Source organism: Gemmatimonadota bacterium (assembly GCA_030747075.1).
In the GTDB taxonomy this organism is placed as follows: Bacteria; ARS69; ARS69; order ARS69; family ARS69; genus ARS69.
Genome location: JASLLL010000002.1, coordinates 39,001 through 61,896, shown reverse-complemented (window position 1 = coordinate 61,896; position 22,896 = coordinate 39,001). Strand labels below are relative to the sequence as shown.

Annotated in this window: 16 protein-coding genes; 9 read left to right on the top strand and 7 right to left on the bottom strand. The window is 66.0% G+C overall.

What is annotated here, in order from left to right:
- Positions 1-47: 47 nt before the first annotated feature.
- Together QF819_00940 and QF819_00935 are read left to right on the top strand one after the other, a co-directional pair.
- Positions 48-1,847, top strand: coding sequence for a GDSL-type esterase/lipase family protein (locus tag QF819_00940; protein MDP6801732.1), 1,800 nt, complete (start codon positions 48-50; stop codon positions 1,845-1,847).
- Positions 1,848-1,928: 81 nt separating this feature from the next.
- Positions 1,929-2,879 (top strand): NAD-dependent epimerase/dehydratase family protein, encoded by a 951-nt coding sequence (locus tag QF819_00935; GenBank protein ID MDP6801731.1) that lies wholly within the window; start codon positions 1,929-1,931, stop codon positions 2,877-2,879.
- A 1-nt stretch (position 2,880) separates the two neighbouring features.
- On the opposite strand, the gene QF819_00930 is transcribed toward QF819_00935, so the two are convergent.
- The 6 genes from QF819_00930 to QF819_00905 form a co-directional block, all read right to left on the bottom strand.
- Complete coding sequence (locus QF819_00930; protein ID MDP6801730.1) at positions 2,881-4,590, bottom strand: LysM peptidoglycan-binding domain-containing protein; 1,710 nt, start codon at positions 4,588-4,590, stop codon at positions 2,881-2,883.
- Between the two features lie 166 nt (positions 4,591-4,756).
- Complete coding sequence (locus QF819_00925) at positions 4,757-6,622, bottom strand: sulfatase-like hydrolase/transferase (protein ID MDP6801729.1); 1,866 nt, start codon at positions 6,620-6,622, stop codon at positions 4,757-4,759.
- Entirely contained in the window at positions 6,619-8,412 is a 1,794-nt protein-coding gene (locus tag QF819_00920) for a sulfatase-like hydrolase/transferase (GenBank protein ID MDP6801728.1), read from the bottom strand. The genes QF819_00925 and QF819_00920 overlap by 4 nt, the downstream gene beginning before the upstream one ends.
- Positions 8,409-10,076, bottom strand: a complete 1,668-nt coding sequence (locus QF819_00915) for a sulfatase-like hydrolase/transferase (protein MDP6801727.1) — start codon at positions 10,074-10,076, stop codon at positions 8,409-8,411. Before QF819_00915 ends, QF819_00920 begins: the two co-directional genes overlap by 4 nt.
- Positions 10,077-10,215: 139 nt before the next feature.
- Complete coding sequence (locus tag QF819_00910; GenBank protein MDP6801726.1) at positions 10,216-10,941, bottom strand: hypothetical protein; 726 nt, start codon at positions 10,939-10,941, stop codon at positions 10,216-10,218.
- Between the two features lie 82 nt (positions 10,942-11,023).
- Positions 11,024-11,164, bottom strand: coding sequence for a hypothetical protein (locus QF819_00905; GenBank protein MDP6801725.1), 141 nt, complete (start codon positions 11,162-11,164; stop codon positions 11,024-11,026).
- A gap of 290 nt (positions 11,165-11,454) precedes the next feature.
- Here QF819_00905 and QF819_00900 point away from each other — a divergent pair, with 290 nt between their 5' ends.
- From QF819_00900 to QF819_00890, 3 genes are read left to right on the top strand one after another with little or no spacing between them, the layout of a single operon-like run.
- Entirely contained in the window at positions 11,455-13,398 is a 1,944-nt protein-coding gene (locus tag QF819_00900; GenBank protein MDP6801724.1) for a tetratricopeptide repeat protein, read from the top strand.
- 35 nt (positions 13,399-13,433) lie between these two features.
- Positions 13,434-14,366, top strand: a complete 933-nt coding sequence (locus QF819_00895; GenBank protein MDP6801723.1) for a right-handed parallel beta-helix repeat-containing protein — start codon at positions 13,434-13,436, stop codon at positions 14,364-14,366.
- Between the two features lie 2 nt (positions 14,367-14,368).
- Positions 14,369-16,696, top strand: coding sequence for a sulfatase-like hydrolase/transferase (locus QF819_00890; protein ID MDP6801722.1), 2,328 nt, complete (start codon positions 14,369-14,371; stop codon positions 16,694-16,696).
- On the opposite strand, the gene QF819_00885 is transcribed toward QF819_00890, so the two are convergent.
- Positions 16,686-18,125, bottom strand: a complete 1,440-nt coding sequence (locus QF819_00885) for a sensor domain-containing diguanylate cyclase (protein MDP6801721.1) — start codon at positions 18,123-18,125, stop codon at positions 16,686-16,688. The genes QF819_00890 and QF819_00885 overlap by 11 nt on opposite strands.
- Before the next feature lie 193 nt (positions 18,126-18,318).
- On the opposite strand from QF819_00885, the gene QF819_00880 reads away from it, so the two are divergent.
- The 4 genes from QF819_00880 (at position 18,319) to QF819_00865 (ending at position 22,890) form a co-directional block, all read left to right on the top strand.
- Positions 18,319-19,440, top strand: coding sequence for a glycosyltransferase family 9 protein (locus QF819_00880; protein ID MDP6801720.1), 1,122 nt, complete (start codon positions 18,319-18,321; stop codon positions 19,438-19,440).
- A 146-nt stretch (positions 19,441-19,586) separates the two neighbouring features.
- Positions 19,587-20,147 carry a TlpA disulfide reductase family protein gene (locus tag QF819_00875; protein MDP6801719.1) on the top strand — a complete coding sequence of 187 codons (561 nt, stop codon included), beginning with the start codon at positions 19,587-19,589 and terminating at the stop codon, positions 20,145-20,147.
- Positions 20,144-21,628: a DUF6029 family protein gene (locus QF819_00870; protein ID MDP6801718.1), complete on the top strand. Its 1,485-nt coding sequence runs from the start codon at positions 20,144-20,146 to the stop codon at positions 21,626-21,628. The genes QF819_00875 and QF819_00870 overlap by 4 nt, the downstream gene beginning before the upstream one ends.
- Complete coding sequence (locus QF819_00865) at positions 21,610-22,890, top strand: PEGA domain-containing protein (protein ID MDP6801717.1); 1,281 nt, start codon at positions 21,610-21,612, stop codon at positions 22,888-22,890. The genes QF819_00870 and QF819_00865 overlap by 19 nt, the downstream gene beginning before the upstream one ends.
- Positions 22,891-22,896: the final 6 nt, after the last annotated feature.

Here is a 22,896-nt window from a genome sequence, read left to right as displayed (position 1 = left end):
TGTCCGGCAGGATCGAGGCCCGCCACGACCACCACCGAGGCTGACGGATGCGCCCCAGAATCGCACTATGGACGATCATCGCCTGGACTCTTCTCGGCGGAATCGCGCTTGCCACCACCCCGATCGACCCCGCGGATCCCGGCATCCTCTACACGGGCCGCTGGAGCGCGGACAACCCGTCGGAGCCGTGGTCCTACTGGATGGGTTCGTCGATCGCCGCCCGCTTCGAAGGGACCAGCCTCATCGCCACGATGAACGCGGGATGGTGGGGGAGCCCGGACTACCTGCGCGTCATCATCGACGGAGATGTCGCCGGTTCCACGAAGATCGCGGTCGGGACGAGCACGGGGTCGGTGCTGCTGGCATGGGGATTGCCCGACACGACTCACTCAGTGGAGATCATCAAGGAAACGGATGTCGGCTACTGGACTTTCCTCGGGTTCGGCCTGGATGACGGAAGCGGGCTGGCCGCGCCCCCGGCCCGGCCGTCACGACGAATCGAGTTCTACGGAGACTCGAATCTGGCGGGGTGGTCGCTGGAGCACGAGGAGAACGCGAGCGGCGATCATCTTCGCGGCAGCTACCGGGGGTATGCGGGGATCGTTTCCCGGATGTTCGACGCGGAGTACCAGAATGTCTCGCGGGGAGGCGCCCGCATCTCCGACATTCACGGAGTGTTCGATCGCGTGGACTACTGGTCCGCAACCCCGATCTGGGACTTTGCGGACTCTCCGCCGGATGTCGTGGTGGTTGGACTGGGCGCCAATGATGTGGGACGCCCGAAGTTCGCCATCAAGAGCGACTACCATGCGTTTCTGGATGCGCTCAGGGCCACGCACCCGGACGCGCACATCGTGCTGTACAACGGTTGGGGCTGGGACTACGACGAACCGGCCAACTACACGCACGAAGTCATCGCGGAGCGGGTCGATCCGAACCTGTCGTATGCGGTGTTCCCGTGGCTCTTTGAGCAGTGGCACGGCTGCGAATACGACCATGCGGGCATGGCTCAGATTCTGGCGGATCACCTGAGCGCGGTCCTGGGCTGGGTGCCGGGTCCGCGGGATGTGATGAATGGATTCGGAATGAATGGAGATCTCGCGAACGGCGGCTTTGAAGAGCAGGCGCCCTTCGGGGGATACGGCTGGCGGTATTCCACGCACTCCGGCACGAGCCGGGTTTCGGATCCGGCGGGAGCGGCCGAAGGAGAGCACTATCTCCGCCTTTCGGGCGGGGGTTCTTCGCACCAGCCGATTCCCGCTTCGGGCGGGGACACCTTCGATCTGACGGTCTGGATGCGAGGCGGCACGGCGGGTGACGAGGCGAACATCACCATGGACTTCCGGGATCAGGAGATGTGGACCTCGCCTCTTCAGACGGCCACCGAGGCCTTCTCCCTGACGACAGACTGGCAGGAGTACACCATGACGGCCACGGCACCCTCAGCCGGGGCCAACCCCGTATACCATATGCGGGTCACCTTTGCGGCGGGTGCGGCGAGCACGGTGGACATCGACGACGCGGGAATGGCGACGGCCACGGGCGTTGCGGCTCTCGGCCCGGTTTCCGGGCGCGCGGGGCTTTCGGCGAGTCCAAGCCCTTTCGGCGAGTCCACGGAGATTCGGTTCTCGTTGTCGGAAGCGGGCCCGGTGATGCTGGCCGTCTTTGATGTCCGGGGTCGGCGTGTCCGCCACCTGATTCGCGACGGGGAGTATGAGGCGGGAGTGCATCGGATGAGATGGGATGGCCGCGATCACGCCGGGCACCTGCTTCCCGCCGGGGTGTACTTCGCACGGCTGAAGTCGGCGGCTCAGGAAGAAACGCGCAAGCTCCTCCTCGTTTATTGACCTGCCCGACGGCGGGAAGGTGAGGTAGAGTCGCTCCCGTCGGCAGCAGACTCTCTTTCCCCCACAGAGGAGTTCTTTCGGATGGACTGGAACGGTGCCCGTGCATTGGTCACAGGCGGGGCGGGGTTCGTCCCTTCGCACATTGTGGACGCACTGGTGGCCGAGGGAGCGGTCGTCACCGTGCTGGACAATATGCAGGCCGGGCGAATGGAGAATCTCGCGGAAGTCACCGATCGGATCACATTCCTCCAGGAGGATGTGCGAGACGCCGAGAGCGTACGAAGTGCGGTGGAGGGGCAGGACTTCGTGTTTCATCTCGCGGCGAACGCGTCCGTCCCCGGCTCCGTTCGGGATCCTCGTTATGATCTGGAATCCAATGCACTGGGCACGCTGAATGTGATGGAGGCCGCGAAGGAGAGCGGTGTTCGCCGTGTCGTGTATGCGTCCAGCGCGGCGGTCTACGGCCCTCCGGAGTCGGTGCCCACCGACGAATCCCATCGTCTGCGGCCCACCTCGTTCTACGGTCTGTCCAAACTCTACGGAGAGCAGTTGGGCTTCATGTACCACCGGTTGTTTGGCGTGTCATTCAGCGCGGTCCGGATCTTCAACACCTATGGACCCCGGCAACCGCGTTATGTTCTGGCGGACCTCGTGCGCAAGTTGATGAAGAACCCGCACGAACTGGAAGTGCTCGGTACGGGGGAACAGGTGCGTGACTATGCCTTCGCCACGGACACAGCAGGCGCATTCCTGACGGTCGCGGCCGACGAGGATCTGAACGGCAAGGCGTGCAATGTCTCAGGCGGCCAGGCCATCAGCATCCGGGATCTCGTGTCGATCATTCTGGAGGTGATGGATCTGCCCGACTGTCGCGTTCGCTATACGGGAGAGAGCTGGAAGGGCGACATCGACCATCTGGAAGCGGACATCTCCAGGATCGGGAAGGCGGGGTACGCGCCGTCCACCCTGCTTGCCGACGGTATCCGGCGCACGATCGACAGCGGCACCATTGTGGGAGAGTCCGAGTTCTAGACTACAGTCCGGTCGCGGGGATTCGGATGCGGTCGCCGGGACGGATGACACCGGACCGGGACAGGTTGTTCGCCTTCAGGACTTCCGCAAGGCTCACTTCATAGGTGCGTGCAAGATCCCAGAGCGTGTCTCCCTGGCGAATCCGAACCGTGACCCCGGATGGGGCGGCGGGGGCGTTCGCGCTCATATACAGCGTCAGTTTGTCGCCGGGGTGAATGGTGGCGCCGCGAAGGTTGTTCCAGCTGCGGACGCGTCGTGTGCTGGTGCCGTAGGCTTCCGCGATTTCGGAGAGGGTATCGCCTCTCTTGACGACATAGTGGACCGGCCTCTGGCCTGAGGAGCCTCCCGACACAAGAGCGGGCGCAGTCTTCGCGCCGCGCGGGATGAGCAGGTCCTGGCCCATGGACAGGAGATGCGCATTCCGAAGCGTGTTGGCACCGACAATCGCGGAGACCGTCGTGCCGTACCGGAGCGCGATCCCGGAGAGCGTCTCCCCGCGCCGGACGGTGTGGTGGACCCACTCGACCCGCTCCGACGACGGGATCCGGGCGAGCATCCGGCGACCCCGCTCCGCAGTCCCCATGGGGACATGGACGGTATAAGGCGTACCCCCGGGCGGGGTGCACTTTCGAATGAGTGCCGGGTTCAGGTCCGCGAGAATCTGCGCGGACACTCCACAGCACCGGCCCAGAACATCGAAGTCCACGCAAAAGTCGACTTCCAGCGGCTCGACATGATCCGCACGGGTGTACTCGGGGTGCAGCCCGTGCTGAAGCGGGTTCATCGCGATGGACATGGCCGCATAGAACTTGGGGATGTGGTTCCGGGTCTCGCGCGGAAGGCGAAGCCGCCAGAAGTCCGCGGTTCCCTGCCGGCGGATCTGCGCGCGAACCTTGCCTTCGCCGGCATTGTATGCCGCCAGAGCGAGGTTCCAGTCGCCGAACTCCCCGTAGAGATCGCGGAGGTAACGCGCGGCCGCTTCGGTGGACTTCTCCGGATCCCGGCGTTCATCCACCCACCAGTCGATCCGGAGGTCGTACTTCCGTCCGGTTCCTCGAATGAACTGCCACAGGCCCGCCGCGTGAGCCCACGAATAAGCGTCCGTGGAAAACCCGCTTTCGATCATCCCGTGGTAGGTGAGTTCGCGCGGGAGTCCATACCGGGCGAAGATGCGGTCGAACACCGGCTGGTATCGGGGTTGCCGGGAGAGCCACTTCTCCATGTCCGGGTGACCGTCGGTCATGAAGTAATGAACCCACTCCTCAACACGGCTGTTGTACTCCGGGGTGATGGGCCTTGTGACGAGCTTCCAGGATGAGTCGGCGTTTTCTTCCACTTCCGGCGCAGCTAGCAGGGAATCCGGCGTCGTGGCCCTGCGCTCGGAGATCTTCTGCAGAAAGTAGTGCGTCTTCGTTTGAAGCTGGCGGGCTTCGCGGCGCTCCTCTTCGTTCCTCCAGTGGTCCTCGGTGATGGGTTCCAGCTGGCTGAGACACCGCGCGAGAAGCTCCTCGGTGCTTTCGTAGTCCTCCTCCACGAACGCTCGAACGCCGCCAAGGTAGTCTTCGCGGGCGCGAAGAACGGGGGAGGTCATCCCGGGGATGTCCTCGGCGGGATTCACCGACAGAGGCGAAGTGGCGGGAGGAGTGTTTGCGCACCCCGCAGTCAGTGCTCCGAGGGCGAAGATCAGGAATGCCGCAGAGATCCGGTTCAACGGGCGCTTTCTCCAGGGATGGGCGGACGATGGACGCAACAGCCGACTCCTCTTGAGATCGGCAGGTTGCCGACCGGGCTGAATCTCATCTCCGCCAGAATCAACGCATAGACACAAGATTCCGCAAAAGGATGGAAAATGTCCAGCACAGAACGCTCCGAACCCATCAGTGCCTCTCCGGGAGCGTGCGCGAGAGGGCGGGATTCCTCTTGCGCGCCTCTTCCCAGGCGGTGGCGGCATCGGCCGGGCGTCCCTGCCGCGCCGCGATGCGCGCCAGAGCCTCCCACGGTTCCGGGCGATCCGGCTCGACGGACTGAACACGGCGGTAGTACTCCTCTGCCTCTCCGGGTTTTCCGACTTCGTCATGGAGGTCTCCGGCGGCCATGAGAAGGGCGAAGCTCTTCGGCGCGTGGAGGAGTCCCTCCGCGATGAGTCGGAAGGCCTCGTCCGCATTCCCGGCCTCGATGGACAGAAACGCCAGATGCGCCCAGGCTTCGCCGACCCTCGGGTCGATGCGGAGCGCCATGTGGTAGTAGGAGATCGCGACGGAAGTCTCGCCGACGGAACGCAGGCAGTTGGCCAGCTGGTACACGGCGGACACATTCCCGGGATCTGACTGGTACGCCTTTCGGAAGTAGGGGAGCGCCGCGTCCGGCCGCCCCTTGCTGTATAGCGTGATCCCCCGGAAGAGCGCGTTGACCGAGCCGATCATCTCGGCCGGGTTCATGTTCCGTCGGATCTCACCGCCGGTGGCACCGGAGATGTATCCGAGCGCCATCAGCTTCTCCCGGGTCTCATCGTCCTGCGGGGTCTGCCCGGGGAAAGCGGGTTCGGACTCCGCGGCGCGGAGAACGGATTCCGCCTCCTGCACGACCTCGGGATACTCCGCGGCGAGATTCCGCGTTTCTCCGGGATCAAGGCGCCGGTCATAGAGTTCCGGCACGGGTGCGCGAACATAGGTCCACCGCTCGTTGCGCGCGGAGAGCAGTGGGCTCCACCGATAGTGGAACATGGGGTAGTAGGTCTCGCCGATGGCCCATCGGCCCGGTTCCTCCGGATTCAGCAGGGAATGCCCCGCTCCTCCATCGGGTGGAGGAATGCTCAGGATGTCGCAGAGCGTGGGCACGAGATCCTCAAACCGTGCGGTCTCCTTGCGGATGCCTCGCGTGATCCGGTCGCCCTCGGGCGTTCCGGCGGGGGCGTGAAAACCGAAGAGCGCGTGCATGGTTTCCTGGTAAAGCAGAACGCCGTGGCTCATTTCCCCGTGCCCGCCGAGGGCCTCTCCATGGTCGCTGGCGATCGCAAGGACGGGCCTTCGTTCCCGGAGCCGGGAGAACGCGGCCAGGAATCGACCGAGTTCCAGATCCAGCCCGCGAATCTCCAGATCGTACGGGTCTTCTGCGGGGAAACCGGCCAGCGCGGGCATCGGCTCCCGGGGGAAGTGCGGGTCGAAGAAGTGCGCCCAGAGGAACAGCCGGTCTTCCCGGGGGATCTTCCGCGCGAGGTCGAGCGCCGCCGCCACGACATCCCCGGCGGGCCGCTCCGCGTAGTAGGTGCTTCCTCCGGAGGCCGGGGCGAGATCTTCGTCAAAGAAATCGAACCCGCGGGCGAAACCGAACTGACTGCTGAGCGGGAAACCCGCGATGACGGCTGCCGTCCGAAAGTCGTGCCGGGCTAGAATCTCCGGGAGCGTCGGGATGGAGTCCGGGAAGGGGAAGGTGGCGTTGTCACGCACGCCGTGGTCAGCGGGAGTGAGCCCGGAGAGGAGCGAGGCGTGGGAGATGGCGGTCAGCGGCGCGGACGCAAAGGCCGTCCGCGCGAGGAGGCCGTCGCGCAGCACTCGGTCGAGCACGGGCGTGAGTCCACCCGGGTGGCCCATGCATCCGGCGCGATCCGCGCGAAAGGTGTCCAGCGTGATGAGGATGACATCCGGCGGCGGCGCCGGGCCGGTGACGCGTGGGGGAGCCTCTCCGCCCGGTGTGCATCCGACAGCCAGCAGAACCGTCAGTGCGGGAATGGTGATCCGAGTCACTCCCTGTCGCCCCTTCCTGCCGCCATGGCACGCGCCTCCGGGAGCCATCTGGAAGCTTCCGGGTGTTCCGGGTCCATTCGGAGAACCTCCTCCCAGTGCATCGCCGCTTCCCCGGGCCGGTCTTGCCGGAATGCGGTCACTCCCCAGTTGAACCGGGCCTCCATGTGGCGCGGGTCGATCCGACACGCTCGCCGGGAGAAGTCCGCCGCCTCGTCGAGGAGTCCGGCATCCAGGGTGACGCGTGCCGCCTCGTAGTATACCAGAGCGTTCATCGACGCCGGAGGCAGCGACAGGCACCAGCGAAAGGTCTCCAGCGCGCGGGAGACTTCGCCGGTCGCAGCCTGGACTCTGGCAAGAAGGAGATGCGCTTCCTTGTTGCGGGAATCCAGACCGAGCGCCGAGGACAGTGCCCGCCGGGCCGATGCGGCCCGACCGGCCTCCAGGGCACTTCCCGCTCGTGACAGATACGACTCGATCCGAACACGGTCCTTCGCGTCGGGGAGGGAGTCACCGGGGGCGTCGGGCAAGGGGTGGGCGCCCGCATAGCCGAGGCTTCGGAGGGCGGCTTCGGACTCTGCGTCCGGTGCGCTCGCGGGCAGCGTGACGCTCCACTCGGGGCCTGCCAGCATCGCGAGGAGTTCCTGCGGGCGCGAGGGCAGGTCGGCGGAGCCGTGGAGGTTGCGAGTCTCGCCGGGATCCGCGTACAGGTCGTAGACCTCCGGGCGGGGTGCATGGATCACCTTCCAGCGTTCTCCGCGCAGTCCGCGCGGCGGAGCCCACCCGTGCCGCAAAAGGGGGTACGCGGACTCGACGAAGACCGGCTCGCCCCGCCCCGGCGAATCCCCGGTGCGCGGGAGTGGTGCGCCGAACTCGGGAGGGAGCGCGATTCCAGCCCAGTCGGTCAGCGCGGCGGCCACGCCTCGCACCCCGGTGGCGGTGTGGATCGTGGTGCCCGGCACAACGCCCGGCCCCGCGAGGATGAGTGGGACGCGTGTTGTCGCTTCATACACGAAGACGCCGTGCGTGCTCTCGTCATGCTGGCCGAGGCTCTCCCCGTGGTCGGCCGTCACGCACACCCGGAGGGTCTTCGCGGAGCTCTGGAGAATCCGAAGGAGGCGACCTGTCTGGGCGTCCGCATAGGTCACTTCGCCCCGGTAGGGGTCACGCGGGTGCGCGTCGCGGTAGGCCTTCGGCGGGTCGTGGGGGGCGTGCGGGTCGAAGAAGTGGGCCCAGACGAAGCGGCGATCTCCGCTCCACTCCGACGCCACATAATCCGCCACTTCATCCACGACGCTTTCAGCGCGCCTCTCCACAGCTCCGGAGGCACCGTCGCCGGGCGATCCGTGCGGTTCCCGATAGAGATCGAACCCGCGGTGGAGGCCGTAGCGCGCCGCGAGCGGGTGCGCCGCCACGAAGGCCGCCGTCTTCCAGCCCGCACCCCCCAGGACTTCGGGAAGAAGACGAAGGCTGCCGGGCACGCGGTAGAGGCCGTTGTCCCGGACGCCGTGTTCGGGTGGGATGACGCCGGACAGGATGGTCGTATGCGACGGCAGCGTGAGCGGGGCGTGCGCCAGAGCCGTGGCCCACTGGGTCCCGGAGCGTGCCAGCCGGTCGAGGTGGGGAGTGCGGGCTCGCGCGTCGCCGTAGCACCCGAGGCGGTCGGACCGAAGCGTATCGATCGTCAGGAGCAGGAGGGCTTCGCCGGAAGGGCGCTCCCCCGGTGCGGTTCGGGAGCAGGACGCGCACATCCAGGCCATTGCCACGGCGAGCACCCATCGGCCGATCCTCATCGGGGGGCGCGCTCCGCTTCGGCGAGAAGATTCCGATTCCGTTCGCTGCGCGGCGCGAGTTGCACGGCTTTCTTCAGCGGGGCGACGGCATCTTTCGGCCGACCCATGGCGAGGTAGATCTCCCCCAGCGTCGCGTAGATGGGCGCTTCCATCATGTCGGGAGGCAGTTCGAGCGCGCGGCGCGCGTAATCGGCAGCCAGCGGATACCGGCCCCACGTGAAATACACGCCGGCGAGGAAGGAGTGCGCCTCCTTGCATTCCGGGTCCAGGCGAATGGTCTGGGTGAAGTAGCGCTCCGCCCGCACGAGATCCCCATCGAGAATGGCCTGCTCTCCCCGGAAGAGAGCCACCGAGCCCTTGACGCCATCCTTCGGGTCCTTGGCTCCCTCCAGCCTTCGTGCCCGGCGTCCCGGGCGGACCGTGGCCACATAGCCGAGGCTGCGAAGTTCAGCCATCGCTTCCGTCTCCGGGGCCAGCGCGTGAACGGGGACTTCGCGCAGCAGGATCCGGTCGAGGGCTGATGAGAGGGCGCCCACGATCTCCGGCCGCTCCGCGTGGAGGTTCACCGTCTCTCCGGGGTCTGTGCAAAGGTCGTAGAGCTCCGGGCGCGGCGCGCGGATGTACTTCCAGTCCGGGGTGCGGACTCCGTAGAGCGGGCTCCAGCCACGGTAGAGCTCCGTGTGCAGCGTCTCCACATAGGCGGTTTCCGAGAGGGCGGGTCGGAAGAGCGACTCTCCCGTTCTGCGTGCATCCGGGGGCGACCCATCGAAGAAGTCCAGCAGCGTCGCCGGCACATCCAACAGGCTTCGAAGCGAAGGGTCCAGTCGCTGCGGACCGGCGGCGGTCCCAGTGACAAGGAGCGGAATGTGCTGCGTGTCGTCATAGACGAACAGGCTGTGCGTGAGTTCCCCGTGTCCGCCAAGGGACTCCCCGTGGTCGGCCGTCACCAGCACCAGCGGGAGGCGGCTCGGGTTTCCGTCGCCGAGCGAGCGCAGAAAGCGTCCCAGCTGATGGTCGGTGTACGCCACTTCGGCGTCATAGGCCTCCAGCGCGGTGCCCGGCCAGGGCGCGGGAGCCCGGTAGGGGTAGTGCGGGTCGAAGACATGCGTCCAGAGGAAGATGCGGTCGTCCGGATCGAATCCCGCCAGCCAGTCCGAGGCGGCCGAGAACACCTCCCCGGCCGTGCGCTCCAGGTGTCCTTCGCCGGTGGCGTCTGTTCCGGAAAAGTCGTCGTTGTAGGTGTCGAAGCCTTGCGACAGGTTGTACTTCTCCGCAAGGACGACGCTTCCCACGAAGGCACCGGTGGCGACATCTTCAGGGAGCAGCTCGGGGATCGTCGAAAGGGAGTCCTCCAGTCGGAAGATCCCGTTCTCCCGAACTCCGTGCCACGGCGGGACCATCCCGGTGAGGACCGTGGAGTGGGAGGGAAGTGTAATCGGCGCGGGCGAGATGGCTCGGACAGCCTGCAACCCGGTGCGCGCCATTCGGTCGAGAAAGGGAGTGCGCGCGGAAGGAGACCCGTAGCAGCCCACGCGGTTCGCGGGGAGCGTGTCGATCGTCACGAGCAGTGTGGGAAACGGCCCGGGTTCGGACGAAGAGCGGAGTCCGCACCCTGCCAGGAGACCCGCGGTCAGCAGTGCGGAAAGGACGAGAGGGTATCGCACGGGAATCTCCAGACTCGGGGCGCGAGGCGGATTCTGTCCGGAGGGTGCGACGCTGTCAAATACAACTCAAGGAAAAGGGTGCCGGACGAATCCGGCACCCCAATCGTCACCACCTGGGAGCAGCGTTCCAGGTGAGAAACTACTTGTACAGACCCTTGACAGAACCCCAGCTGGAAGGCTCGACGCCGACCGAACAGGAGATAATGGCTTCCCACACAAGACCGGCATCGCAGACGCCGTCAAAGAGCGTGCTGCCCGGGCAAAGCGGGCTGGCCGCGGAACCCCAGTAGTAGGAGTGCGGGTCACGCGAGGTCGGGAAGCAGGTTCCGCACGGCGTGGGACCAGTCGGTCCGGCCGCGGGGTGATCCGTAACGAAGGTCGTGGGGTTGCCAGCAGTGGCACCCATGACCGCGCCAACGGTGAAGGAACCAGGGACGGCTACGCCGGCACCCCAGCTTGCGAACTCCCAGCCACCACCGGCCGGCAGGTACGGCTGCGAACCAATCGCCGCGCCCGTGGGGCAGGCGTTGGCATCGGCAGCGTTCACATCGAGCGAACCGGTGAATCCGTAGCCGGACGGGGCACCCGTCCAGGTGAACAGCCAGTTCGCGTACAGCGTACCGCCACCGGAGTTCGGCGCGTCAAACTGGACGCCGAGGATGTCGCCAGGACTCCAGCCGCTCCAGATCCAGAGCCAGCCGGTGCAGTAGTTGTAATAGAGGACCGTACAGGTCGTCGCGGCATTCCAGTTGTCTGCACGGCTGTCGTCGGTCAGACGCATCGAGGTCTTCTCGAGCGCGAGGCCGGAAGTCGCAAAGACGAGGAGCGCGACCAGAACGAATGTAGTCACGAAGTACTTGCGCATGTGCCTATGACCCCCTTGGGAAAGGAATCCTGTTGATTGCTGCCCCTGCTTTCCCGGCCCCAGCTTCAGTACTGTGGGGCAACTAAGTCGCGTTTAGACCGGCAAAGCGGCCCTTCGCGGAAGTCACTTCGGCGAAAAGGCCTTGCTGCTCGCCCAGAAGAGGAGACGCCCCTTCATGCACCGTCCACGGGATCCAGTCGAGCGACCCGAAACGATCAGGCATGAGCGGAGGCGAACAACTGATTCCCCTCCGATTCCTAGCGAGACTACCACAGGGAAGAAATCGGTGTCAACCGGCGCGAACTGTAGGAAAAAGAGAGGCGGCCGCAAAGCCATGCCGGAAGCGGCTTTGAGGCGGTCGGAGGTCCGGCTTTGCTCTTCCGGAGTCATTCAGAACAGCGGAATCTTCCGGTGAAACAGAATGTAGATTTGCGGATACTGGCAGTTCTTGAACGATCTTCGCTCTGGTAGGATGCTCCGCGGGATGGAAGGGTCATTCGGCCGGGAGGAGTTATGAAAGTTCGCCCCTCGTTTCCGGTGATTCTGATCGGAGTGACCGTTCTCTTTCGTCTGGTCTACCTCCTGCAGATTCGTGGAAACCCCTTCTTCGATCATCCGATCATGGATGAAGCCTACCATGACCTCTGGGCGCGGGAGATCGCGTCGGGGGATCTGACCGGCCGAATCCCCTTCTTCCGTGCGCCGTTTTATCCCGCGCTGCTCGGGTTGATCTACCGCGTGGTCGGTTCGGAACCCCTCGTGGTTCGCGCAGTGCACCTGGCGTGGGGCGTGGCGACTCCTCTGCTGGTGCTCCGTCTGGGTCACCTGTTACTGCCGCGCCCCGCGTGGGCGGCTCGGGCGGCGGCTCTCCTGGTCGCGTTCGACGGGGTGCTCGTGCACTTTGAAGGAGACCTGCTGCTGGAGTCCCTCCTTGCTCCGCTGGCGGCTGCGCTGGCGCTCCTGCTTGCCCGGGCTGTGCTGGAGCCGACGCCGCGTCGCTGGCTTGGCGTCGGCCTCTGCCTGGGGCTCTTCGCGATCACCCGCCCGAATATCCTGGCGTTCGCGCCGTTCGCGTTCCTGTTCGCCGGGATCAGCGGGGAAGGTGGATTCCGTCGCTTCCGGCCCGCTCTCCGGCGGAGTTTCGCGCTGACGCTGGGGGTCCTGCTGCCGGTGTTGCCGATCACCGCGCTGAACGGGTTTGTCGGGGGGGACCGTGTTCTGGTTTCGTCGCAGGCGGGGTTCAACTTCTTCCTCGGGAACAACGCGGAAGCGAATGGCTGGTCGGCCACGGCCCCGTCCCTGCTGCGCACAGACTGGTGGGGTGGTTACGAAGATTCGATCCGGATTCCAGAGGAAGAGACCGGGCGCTCGCTCCGCCCGTCGGAAGTGTCGGGATACTGGTTCAGGAGGTCACTGGACTGGTGGCGCACCGAACCCCGTGCAGCGCTGGGACTCACGGTCAGGAAGATCCTCCTCCTTTTCACCGGGACGGAACTGGCAAACAACCGGAATCTGGAGCTGTTCCTGCGCGAGTACGCGCCCCTGAGTGCGTGGTCCCTCGGCCTCGCATGGATTCTCTTCCCGCTGGCCGTCGTGGGGGCGGTGCGCCTGGTGCGCCGCCGGGAGGGAAGCATCGTTGCGCGCCCGGTGGTCGTCATGGCGGGAGTGTATGCGCTGACGATCGCCGCGTTCTTCGTGACCGCGCGCTACCGGGTTCCTCTGCGTCCGCTGGCTGCACTCTTCGCGGTGGCGGGAGCCATCGGTCTGTGGGAAGGTCTCCGATCGCGGTCAGTGGCTGGCCTCCTGCCGTGGGTTGCCTTCGCGGGAGTGCTCGTGGCTGCCAACGGGAACTCGACCGTCCGCGAGGTTCGAGCCGGTCTCTCGCCGGGGCAGTTCTTCCAGTCGGCCGCGGAGGTTCAGGCGGAAACCGGCGACTTCTCCCGGGCGGCGGCCCTGCAGCGTCGCGCACTGGAAGAAGACCGCGCGCTTCCGGACGGCTTCATGAATCTGGGGGCGCTCCTGCAGCAGGCGGGGGATCCCACGGGCGCCATCGTCGCCTTTCGGGCGGAGGCTGCGCGGAATCCGGGAAATGGAAGGAACCTGGCGTCCCTGGCGCGGGTACTGGATCGTCAGGGGGAGCACGAGGAGGCGGAACGGATCTACGCGGCTGCGGAACGCACGGGCTGGGAGGATCCGCCTGCGCTCTTCGGGCACGCACTGGTACTCGACAGAATGGGCCGGACCGACGAGGCTGCCGAACTCTATCGAAAGGTCGTGGAGCTGGATCCGTCCCACGCGGATGCCTGGAACAGCCTTGGCGTGGCGGAAGCTCGCGCGGGCAGGCTCGAGGAAGCAATGGCACTCTGGAACCGGGCGCTGGAAGCGCAACCCGGATTCCCGAGAGCACTGGACAATCTGGAACGGGCCCGCCGTCGGCTGGAGGCCCCAACGCGATGACGGGCGGACTTCGCCCGAACAGGAGAGGAGCAGGGATGCGTGTGACTCGTTTGGCTCTATTGGGGGCGCTGATCTCAGTCTGGGCCGGGCCGGTCCATGCCGCGGTTCTTCGCGTCCCGGCTGATCACGGTTCGATCCAGGAAGGCGTGGTTGCGGCTGCCGTCGGAGACACGGTGCTGGTGGCCCCCGGGGAATACACGGAACTCATCATGATGAAGGGCGGGGTCGTGTTGAAGTCGGAGGCCGGGCCGGACTCCACGGTGCTTCTGAGTCCGGGGTTGGGAGAGTCCCCGAAGGACGAGCGGCTGCTGGAAGTTCAGGAGGACGCGGATCGCTCCACGGTGATCGAAGGATTCACGCTGGATCACGCGGGGACCATGGGCACCGCAATCCATGTCGAAGGCGGAAGTCCGACGATTCGCGGAAATGTCTTCCGCGGCTTCGGCTGGGGAATCCACCTGCGTCACTCCAAGGCGCTGATCACCGACAACCTGCTCGATGAGATCACGACCTTCGGCATTCTGATCTTCGCGTCGTCCCCGGAGGTCTATCGCAACACCATCCGAAACTGCAATCTGCGTGCGATCGATGTCTCCGGACGAAAGAGCCACCCCGTAATCGGGGGGAGTTCGGAGAACGGGAATCACATTCACGGGAACAACATTTCGCTGATGAACTCTTCGCGCAATGACATCGATGCCACCTGGAATGACTGGGGATGGGACACGGCGCTGGAGATGGAGCGAAAAGGGTATCCGGCGGACATCACCGACATCATCGACGGCAATGACCGCGCGGCTTCCCACCGTGGACGCGGCAAGGTGGACTACCGGAACTGGGTGGTGCCGGACACTTCCGGGGACGCAGCGTCCGGCGGGGGGAAAGGCCTTGTGATCGTCGGCGTGGCCCTTGCCGGTCTGGCACTGGGGGCGGTGCTCTCCGCGCGTCGGCGTCGGAAGGCGGGCTGATCTTGCGCGGTCCGGCTCTTGCGGCCGCGGTTCTCGCGGCGGGCCTCCTTCTGGTTCCCGCGTGTTCCGGCCCGGATGGTCCCCGGGGCGTGGTGCTCATTACGATCGATACCTGCCGAGCGGATCGGATCGGGTGTCACGGCGGGCGCGTTCGGACGCCTGCCATCGATTCCATCGGGGAGTCGGGAACGGTCTTCCTTCAGGCCACCGCCACCGCTCCGCTGACGCTCCCGTCGCACGGTTCCATACTGACCGGGCTCTACCCGCTCCGGCACACCGTTCGTGACAACGGGGCCGGGCGCATCCCGGAGGATGCCGTCACGCTCCCGGAGGTGCTGCGCGATGCGGGGTGGAATACCGCGGCATTCGTGGCGGCCTATCCTGTGGCGGGGGAGTTCGGGACTTCGCAGGGTTTCGCCCGATTCGATGACGACTTCACCGGCAACGCCGCCGGAGCTGCCACCGGAGGCTCGCGGGAGATCGCGGAGCGGTTGTTCTATGACGAGCGCAATGCGGACGATGTCGTGGACGCCGCCATCCCCTGGCTGGAAGAAGCGGTGCGCGGCCCGGCACCCTTCCTGCTGTGGCTGCACTTCTTCGATCCTCACGCTGTGTACCAGCCGCCGCCCCGGCAGGCATCCGTCTACGGGGGCGGTTCCTACGAGGGCGAGGTGGCGTTTGTAGACGAGCAGATCGGGCGCGTGCTGGAGGTTCTCCAGCCGGTTCGGGACCAGACGGTGGTGTGCGTCACTGCGGACCATGGGGAGTCGCTGGGCGAGCACGAAGAGACGACACACGGGCTCTTCGTGTATGAGTCCACGCTCCATGTCCCCTGGGTGATGGAGGGTCCGGGTGTTCCCGCCGGAGTGCGCGTGGAGGATCCGGTCTCCCTGGTGCAGGTTCTGCCGACCGTGCTGGATGCGGTTGCGGTCGAGGCTCCCCCCGGAATGGACGGGCAAAGCGCACTTCCTCTGGCGCGGGGAGAGGCGTCCGGTCCTGAGAGCGTGTTCGGAGAATCGCTCTATCCGCTTCTCCACTTCGACTGGGCGGCGCTGCGGTCCGTGCGGCGCGGTCGCTGGAAGCTGATCGATGCTCCGCGCCCGGAGCTGTTCGATCTGGCTTCCGATCCCGGGGAGACCGTGAACCTCGCGGACGATCATCCGGAACGGGTGCGGGAGATGCGCGCCGAACTGGAGCGGCATCATTCCCGCGGACCTGCGCTCGGGGGGACGGCGCCCGCCATCGACGACGAGGCCCGCCGCCGCCTCGAAGGATTGGGATATGTCGGCGGCGGCGGGAGTTATGCGGCGGACGGCGACTCGGATCCGTGGAATGCGGGCGGGGAAGACCCGCGGGACATGGTGGGTGTCTTCAACGGGCTTCAGGAGATTCCCACGCTCATGATGAACGGTCGCTTCGACGAAGCGGGGGCTCTGCTTGCGGAACTGCGCGTGGCGGATCCGGAGAATCTCACCATCCTGCGGAAAGCGGCGCTTCTGGAGCGAACCCGGGAGAACTGGGAAGAGGCACGCCGTCTGTGTGAGGAAGTTCTCCAGCGGGATCCGGAGGATGCCCGGACCAGGCGGAACATGGCGTTCGTGGCGCGGCAGGCCGGAGATCTGAGCGGAGCCGAGAGGATCTACCGCGACATGGCGGCGCGGGATTCCACGGATGCGGATGCGTGGGCGCTCCTGGGGTCGCTTCTGTCGGAAGCGGGCCGGCACGACGAGGCTGTTCGGTCGCTGGCGCGAGCGTGCCGTCTGAATGAGGCCGACGCCGTTCTTCGCACAGAGCATGCACGCGCACTGGAAGAAGACGGTCGGGTGGAGGAAGCGCTCGCCGCATACGACGGCGCGCTCGCGCTGGATGCGGCGCTGCCCGGGGCGATCAACGGGAAGGCGCTGCTCCTTTCGCATACGGGACGCGCGGAGGAGGCGGCCCGTCTTCTGACGGAGGGCGTGGAGGGGCGCGGTCTCGGGCAGGATGTCGAAGTGCTGAACAACCTCGCCTGGATTCTCGCGGATCGGGGGATCGACCCCGCGCGGGGGTTCGCCATGGCTCGTCGTGCGCGGGGGCTTTCGCCGGAAGATCCCGCCGTGCTCGACACATTCGGCTGGGCCGCGATACAGGCGGGGGAGCCCGGAGTCGCCGTGGATGCGCTGAAGAAGGCCTGGCGCGCCACGCAGGACGCCGAAGTGCGCGCGCATCTGGGGATTGCGCTGGCCCGGACGGGTCGTGAGAAGGAGGGGCGCGGCCACCTGCGCGCGGCGTTCGCCGAGCGGCCGGGCCTGGCCGACAAGCCGGGGCTTCGGGAGTGGACTACCCCGTAATGGGATCTTCGGCCTGCTCCTGGATGGAGGCCCACGACACCACGCGATTCCGCCCGCGGTTCTTCGCGGCGTAGAGCGCCACGCGGTCGGCGCGTTCGATCAGCTGGACCGCGCTTCCGGCGTCGTCCGGATACAGCGCCAGCCCCAGCGAAACCGAAACCCGCGTCTCGTCCAGCTCCGGCGCGATCTCGGAGAAGGACGCCTCCGCCACGACACGACGAAGCCGCTCCGCCGTCAGAACCGCTCGGGCGCGGGTGATGGTGGGCAGGAGGATGGCGAACTCCTCACCGCCGTACCGGGCCGCCACATCGATCTGCCGGATGTTGGCGCGAATGATCGACGCGAGGAATGCCAGCGCACGGTCCCCGACCTGATGCCCGTGGGAGTCGTTGATTCGCTTGAAGTGGTCCAAGTCGGCCATCAGAAGCGCGACCGAAGTTCCCGTGCGGTTGGCGCGTTCGATTTCGCGCAGGATCTGGTCGTCGAAGTAGGCGCGGTTGTACAGCCCCGTCAGCTTGTCGAGGAAGATGAGCTTCTCCAGCGATTCGGCTCGCACCACCAGCCCTCCGGTCACGGCCGCGGCCAGCGAAAAGAACGCCAGCTCCTCCGTCTCGAAGGGGCCGGGGGCATCGCGCAGCACTTCCATGCTGCCGACCACCCGGTCTCCGGATGTCATCGGGAGACAGACCAGCGCACCCTGTTCTCCAGCCGGGGCCCGGGCCTCCCGCGCGGTCAGGTCCGGGACATGCACGCCCAGCTGATCTTGCAGGACGCTCCGGCGCACCGCCTTGCCCAGTTCGTGCGCTGCCGGAACCACGCATTCGGGAAAGGTCACCGGGATGAGCGAGGTGGCCTCATCCTGCGAGCCGTCGTCTGCACCGACCACTTCCTCCAGCAGGAAGAAGTGAAGCTGCGTGGCACTGGAATGGCGGAGGACGAGATCCCGGATTGGCGCAAGGGACGCGGCAAACTCCTCCGGCGAACGGCATGGGGCAAACCCGGAGAAGAGCGTTCGGAGCGGTTCCCCGGTGGCCGGATCGTAGAACTTGCGGGTGAGTCCCGGCTCCAGTGGGAATGTCTCCACAGCCTTCACGATTCTGGGCGACGGAGCCGACTGTGCGGCCGGGGCGACGGGTGCGGCGGGTTCCGGTCGATCTTCCGCCGTCGGCGAGCCTTCCGGATCCACCGCACGCGGCCCGGGAAGGCGAATGGTCCAGCGGTCGTTGGTCGCCGGATCCAGATAGCGCCGATTGTGCGACTCCCGCCCGGCAGGCGGGTTCAGCCGGACGAGCGCATCTCGGGATGCCAGGGTCTCCAACAGTCCGCGAAGGCGCAGGGCGGTTTCGACCGGATCCGGCAGTGCGAGGATTCCCTCGGCTTCCTGCCGCTCTTCCATCCGGAGGAGTCTTCCCGCGAGCAGCTTTCTCAACAGGTCCCTGTAGGTAAGGGATTCCTTGCGCATTTGGTGTCTGACCCGGACTGTTGTGCCTGTTCTCAGGGGCGGTTCCACGGGGGGCGTAGACCCGTCACGGATTCACCGATTCATCGTAGCCCCGTGGCAGGCCGAAATCAAGAGGACCGACCGAAGCGTCGTTATGGTAGGACGCAGGCGGGAGGAGTCGATGAAGGGAGCAAAGAGACGCTGGCGCACCGATTGCCGCTTTTTCCCCGGCGACCGTCCGTGCGCCCACCGGCGGGAGTGCGAAGGCTGCGACCTCCACGAACCGTGGGGCCGGCGGGTGCTCGTGCTGAAGATCGGCGCCATCGGGGATGTGCTGCGGACCACCCCCATCCTTCGCCCGCTGGCGGGGGGGAGCGCGTCGCCCGTCCATGTGACCTGGGTCGTCGGGGAGGCAGCCCGTCCGCTCCTGAACGGCCATCCGCGGATCGACCGGGTGCTGACGCCCGGAGCCGAGGCGGATGCCATTCTCGCCGTGGAGGACTTCGACCTTCTGCTCTCGCTCGACAAGGATCCCTGGCCCACGGCACGCGCGATGACGGTGACGGCCACGGAGAAGCGCGGTTTCGGGCGGGACCGGAACGGGGTCGTGATTCCGCTGCACCCGTCCGCGGAGTATGCGTGGGAACTGGGACTCTCCGACCGGCTCAAGTTTCAGGAGAATCAACGCGTCTACCAAGATCTCATCGGTGAAGTGTGCGGAATCCCCTGGGACGGGGAAGAGTACGATGTCCCCGCGCCGGCAGACGACTCCGCGACCGGCCGGAGAATACTGGAGAGCGCCGGGATCGCCGTGGGGAGCGGTCCACTCGTCGGGTTCAACACCGGCGCGGGCGGGATCTTCGCGAACAAGGCCTGGACCGGGGATGCATACGCAACGCTCGCCGGGCGGCTCGCAGCCGAAGGATGCCGGGTGGCGTTGCTCGGCGGGCGTGCGGAGGCCGAGCGGAATGAGCGGATCGCGCGGTTGTCGGAGGGTGCCGCCGTCGATACTGGCTTCGAGCATTCGCTGCCGGAGTTTGCGGGGCTGATCAGCCATTTCGACCTGGTGGTCACCGGAGACACGCTGGGAATGCACCTTGCGATCGCGGGGCGGGTTCCGGTCGTCGCCCTGTTCGGGTCCACCTGCCCGCAGGAAATCGAACTCTACGGACGGGGAGAGAAGATCATCACCCCGATGGATTGCCACCCCTGCTATCGGCACACCTGCGACCTCTCGCCAGGCTGTCAGGATCTTATCCCGGTGGACGCGGTCCACGAGGCTGTTCGGCGAATCCTGACATAGCTCGCCCCCCGGGCCTGCCGCCGGGTGGTGCCCTCTCTCTGCGGATAGAATCGCTGGATGAGTCGCGCCTCCGAGGTTATGATGGCCGACCCGGTGGAGTTTCGCCGGGCGCTCTTCCACCCGCATCCTGACCGAGGTAAGTCCCCATGGCCCTGCTCTTCCGCCGGATTCCGCTCTTCTTCGCGATGTTCCTTTTCTTCGCGCCGGCTGCCGAAGCGGAGCTTCCCGTGCTGGGCAAGGCTCCTGCCTTCAAGGCCCGGGACATGAACGGGGAGAAGGTGTCGCTGGAGGGGTATCTCGGAAAGGGGCCGATCGTGGTCGACTTCTGGGCCACCTGGTGCAAGCCGTGCAAGAAGGAACTCCCGTGGCTCCAGAAGCTCCATGCGAAGTACGAGGAGCGTGGGCTTCAAATGGTGACGGTCTCCATCGATCAACCCAAGAGTTCCGGCAAGGTGAAGCCTTATGTGCGCGGGCGAAAGTACACCTTTCCGGTGATCATGGATCCGACACAGCATGTCTTCCGCAAGCTTCAAGGGAAGGGGAGCGTGCCGTACATGGTGATCATCGATGCGGACGGCAGCATTCGCTATCGCCACACCGGTTATCAGCCGGGATTCGAAAAGAAGCTGGAGAAGATGATCCTCGAGCTTCTGCCTCCGGAGGCGGAGCCTGAGGCGGAGGCCCCCGATGCCGAGGTGGCCGAGTGACCCTGCGCGGAGTGCTTGCCCTCTGGTGGATCGCCCTCGCGGCGCCGCTCTCGCCATCTTCCGCATGGGATGGCGACGGTGCGCTCTCGATGAGCGTCGTCAACAAGGTGGAGTACCGTCGGTACTCGCTGGATGCACGCCGGGAAGAGGCCTTCCGTAATCGGCTCGATGTGCAGGGTTACCTCGGGGCACTCACCGGCTGGATTCGGTACGAAGCGGTTCAGGTCTCCGATGCCTCCTTCTACGACCCCTTCTCGCTCCCCGGGTTGGATGCCGGCGACACGCGCGTGGAGCGTTCCGGCGTTCCGATGGGTGCTCTCACCATGGAGCAGGGGGCGTTTCGCGTGACGGCGGGTCACTTCTCCGAAGTGCTTGGCCGCGGGATGCTGTTGGCGGTCTTCGAAGACGAGGAACTGAACTTCGACAGCCGCCTGCAGGGAGCTTCCATTCGCTGGGACCATGCGTCGGGAAGTGCGCGGGTTCTTGCGGGCCAGCACGAGGGCAACCGCTTCCGGGCGTTGCGTTTCGACGCCGAGAGCCTGGGACCCCTGCAACTGGGGGGCGGGATGGTGGAAGCCTGGGGGAGCGGTCAGAACACCGATGTTCGTGATCGGGAGCAGCTCTTCGGCGCCACGGCGGAACTCTCGGGAGCCACGGGAACTCTGTTTGCGGAGCATGTCGTGCGCACCTTTCCCAATGGTGCCGATGCCGGGCACGGATCGTATGCTTCCGTCTCCGGCGTGATGGGCGAGTTCTCGCTGGAAGCGGAGGCTCGGGACTACGAACGCTTCGAGTTCGAGTACCACGATCCGCCCAGCGTGCTCTTTCAGCATCAGTGGACGCTGGCGAATCGTGTGATCGGCGTGATCCAGACAGACATCGGGAACGATGATGTGCAGGGCTGGCTCACCGAAGGCACTTACTCCCCCGGGCTCTTCACCACCCTCCTCGGGGCTTATGGAGTCACCCGAAGCCATGACGGCGACCGCGAGTACCGGGAAGGCTACGCAGAGGGGAAGACCGACTGGCAGGAGCGCGTGTTTGCCACGGTGGCCGCGGGGGAGACGGAGTTCGACTTCGGCCCGCGCTTCACGGAGATTCTCTCGGGATACGGGGAAGTCGTCGCGGAGTTCGGAGAGGTGCAGAGCCTCGCGGTGGCCCTGGAGTGGTCGGAGGCGGTGGAGTCCGATGCCACGACTGCGGACTTCCAGTATCCGCGGGAGTGGCGTGACCGCATTCTGAACCTGACCTATGCCAGATCGCCCTGGCTCACCATGACGCTGTCTCACGAAGACACAACGGATGAGGAGCAGGAGCGGTCCGACTGGCTCTTTCTGCAGGCGGAGATCATGCTGGACAGTGGAAACGATGTGGTCCTGACGGCGGGCTCGGAGCGCGGGGGCTGGAAGTGCTCCGGGGGCGTCTGCTGGTACGAACCCGAGTTTCAGGGAGTGAAGGTGAAATGGGTCAGCCGATTCTAGCGGGCGCTCCCCGCCACGCTCTGCCATGGCTTCGCCGCGCGGGGACGGCCTGTGTCGCGCTGGCTGCGCTGGGTCTGATGTCGGCGGCGGGCTGCCGGGACTCTCTCATCGAACCGACGCAGGGGTTCCTGTCCGTGGAGTCCAGTGTGGCGGGGGTTTCGGTGACGCTCGACGGAGTGGCCCAGTCCCGAACCGCGCCCTGCGTACTGGGGCCGCTTGCGGCGGGGATGCACACGGTGCGTGTTTCGCGCGAGTTCTATGCCGCCACTCCCGAGTCCGCGTCGGCGATGGTGGCGGCGGCGGGGACGACCTCGGTGTCATTCGAGATGATGCTCCAGACCACGGGTTCCGCCCGCATTGCCTCCACCGACGAGATGACGCAGGCGGATCTTTCGGGGGCCGCCATCCTTGTGGAGGGTGCGCCCGGGGAGTTCACGCCCACGGGCAGAACCACCCCCGCCGTCGTCGACAGCCTGCCTCCGGGGGACGCGCGCTTTGTCCTGCGCCTGGACGGATTCGCGGACACCGCGCCCTTCACTGTGGAAGTGGCCGTGGGAGACACCGTGGATGCCTCTGCGGAACTCGGGCCGCTTCCCGGCGTGCTTGCGGAGATGTTCACCTACCAGACCTGCATCAACTGCGGTCCCGCAGCGGACTCTCTGCACGCCGTGTACGAGGACTTCGACGAACGGTTCGTGGTCGTGGAGTATCACACCGGACAGCCCGTTTACGAACTCTACACGGACTACCCCGACGCAATCCTGCGGCAGCACTACTACTATCCGTCGGGAGCGCCGCCCTATCCGTCCGTCGTGTTCAACGGAACGGAACGGGTGGAAGAGGCGCAAGAGTCGCAACTCAGCCGCTACCGGACCCTTGCGGGCTCGTACCTGGCCGGATGCGACAACACCTGCTCCATTGCTCTTCGCGCCCGGGACTTCACCGTCGCCGGTACGCCGGGGCTCACGGTTCTCGTGAAGGCGCGTTCCGCATTGGGCGCGGGCGAGGCCGTCCTGCGGCTCGTGCTGATTGAAGACGGTATCCTGACCGTTCCCGCTCTTCCCCCCGGTACCATTTTCAACTTTGTGGCGCGCTGGGTTTCAGAGGAGGCTCTTCCGGCCATGCAGGCGGGCGAGATTGCGGAGTTCTCGCACAGCTTTCCCGCGGAGGCGGTCTGGAAGGAAGAATCGAACCTCGGAGTGGCCGTTTTTGTGCAGGATGACGCCACAGGGGAGGTTCTTCAGACGGTACTGGCTCGCTGAGATTCA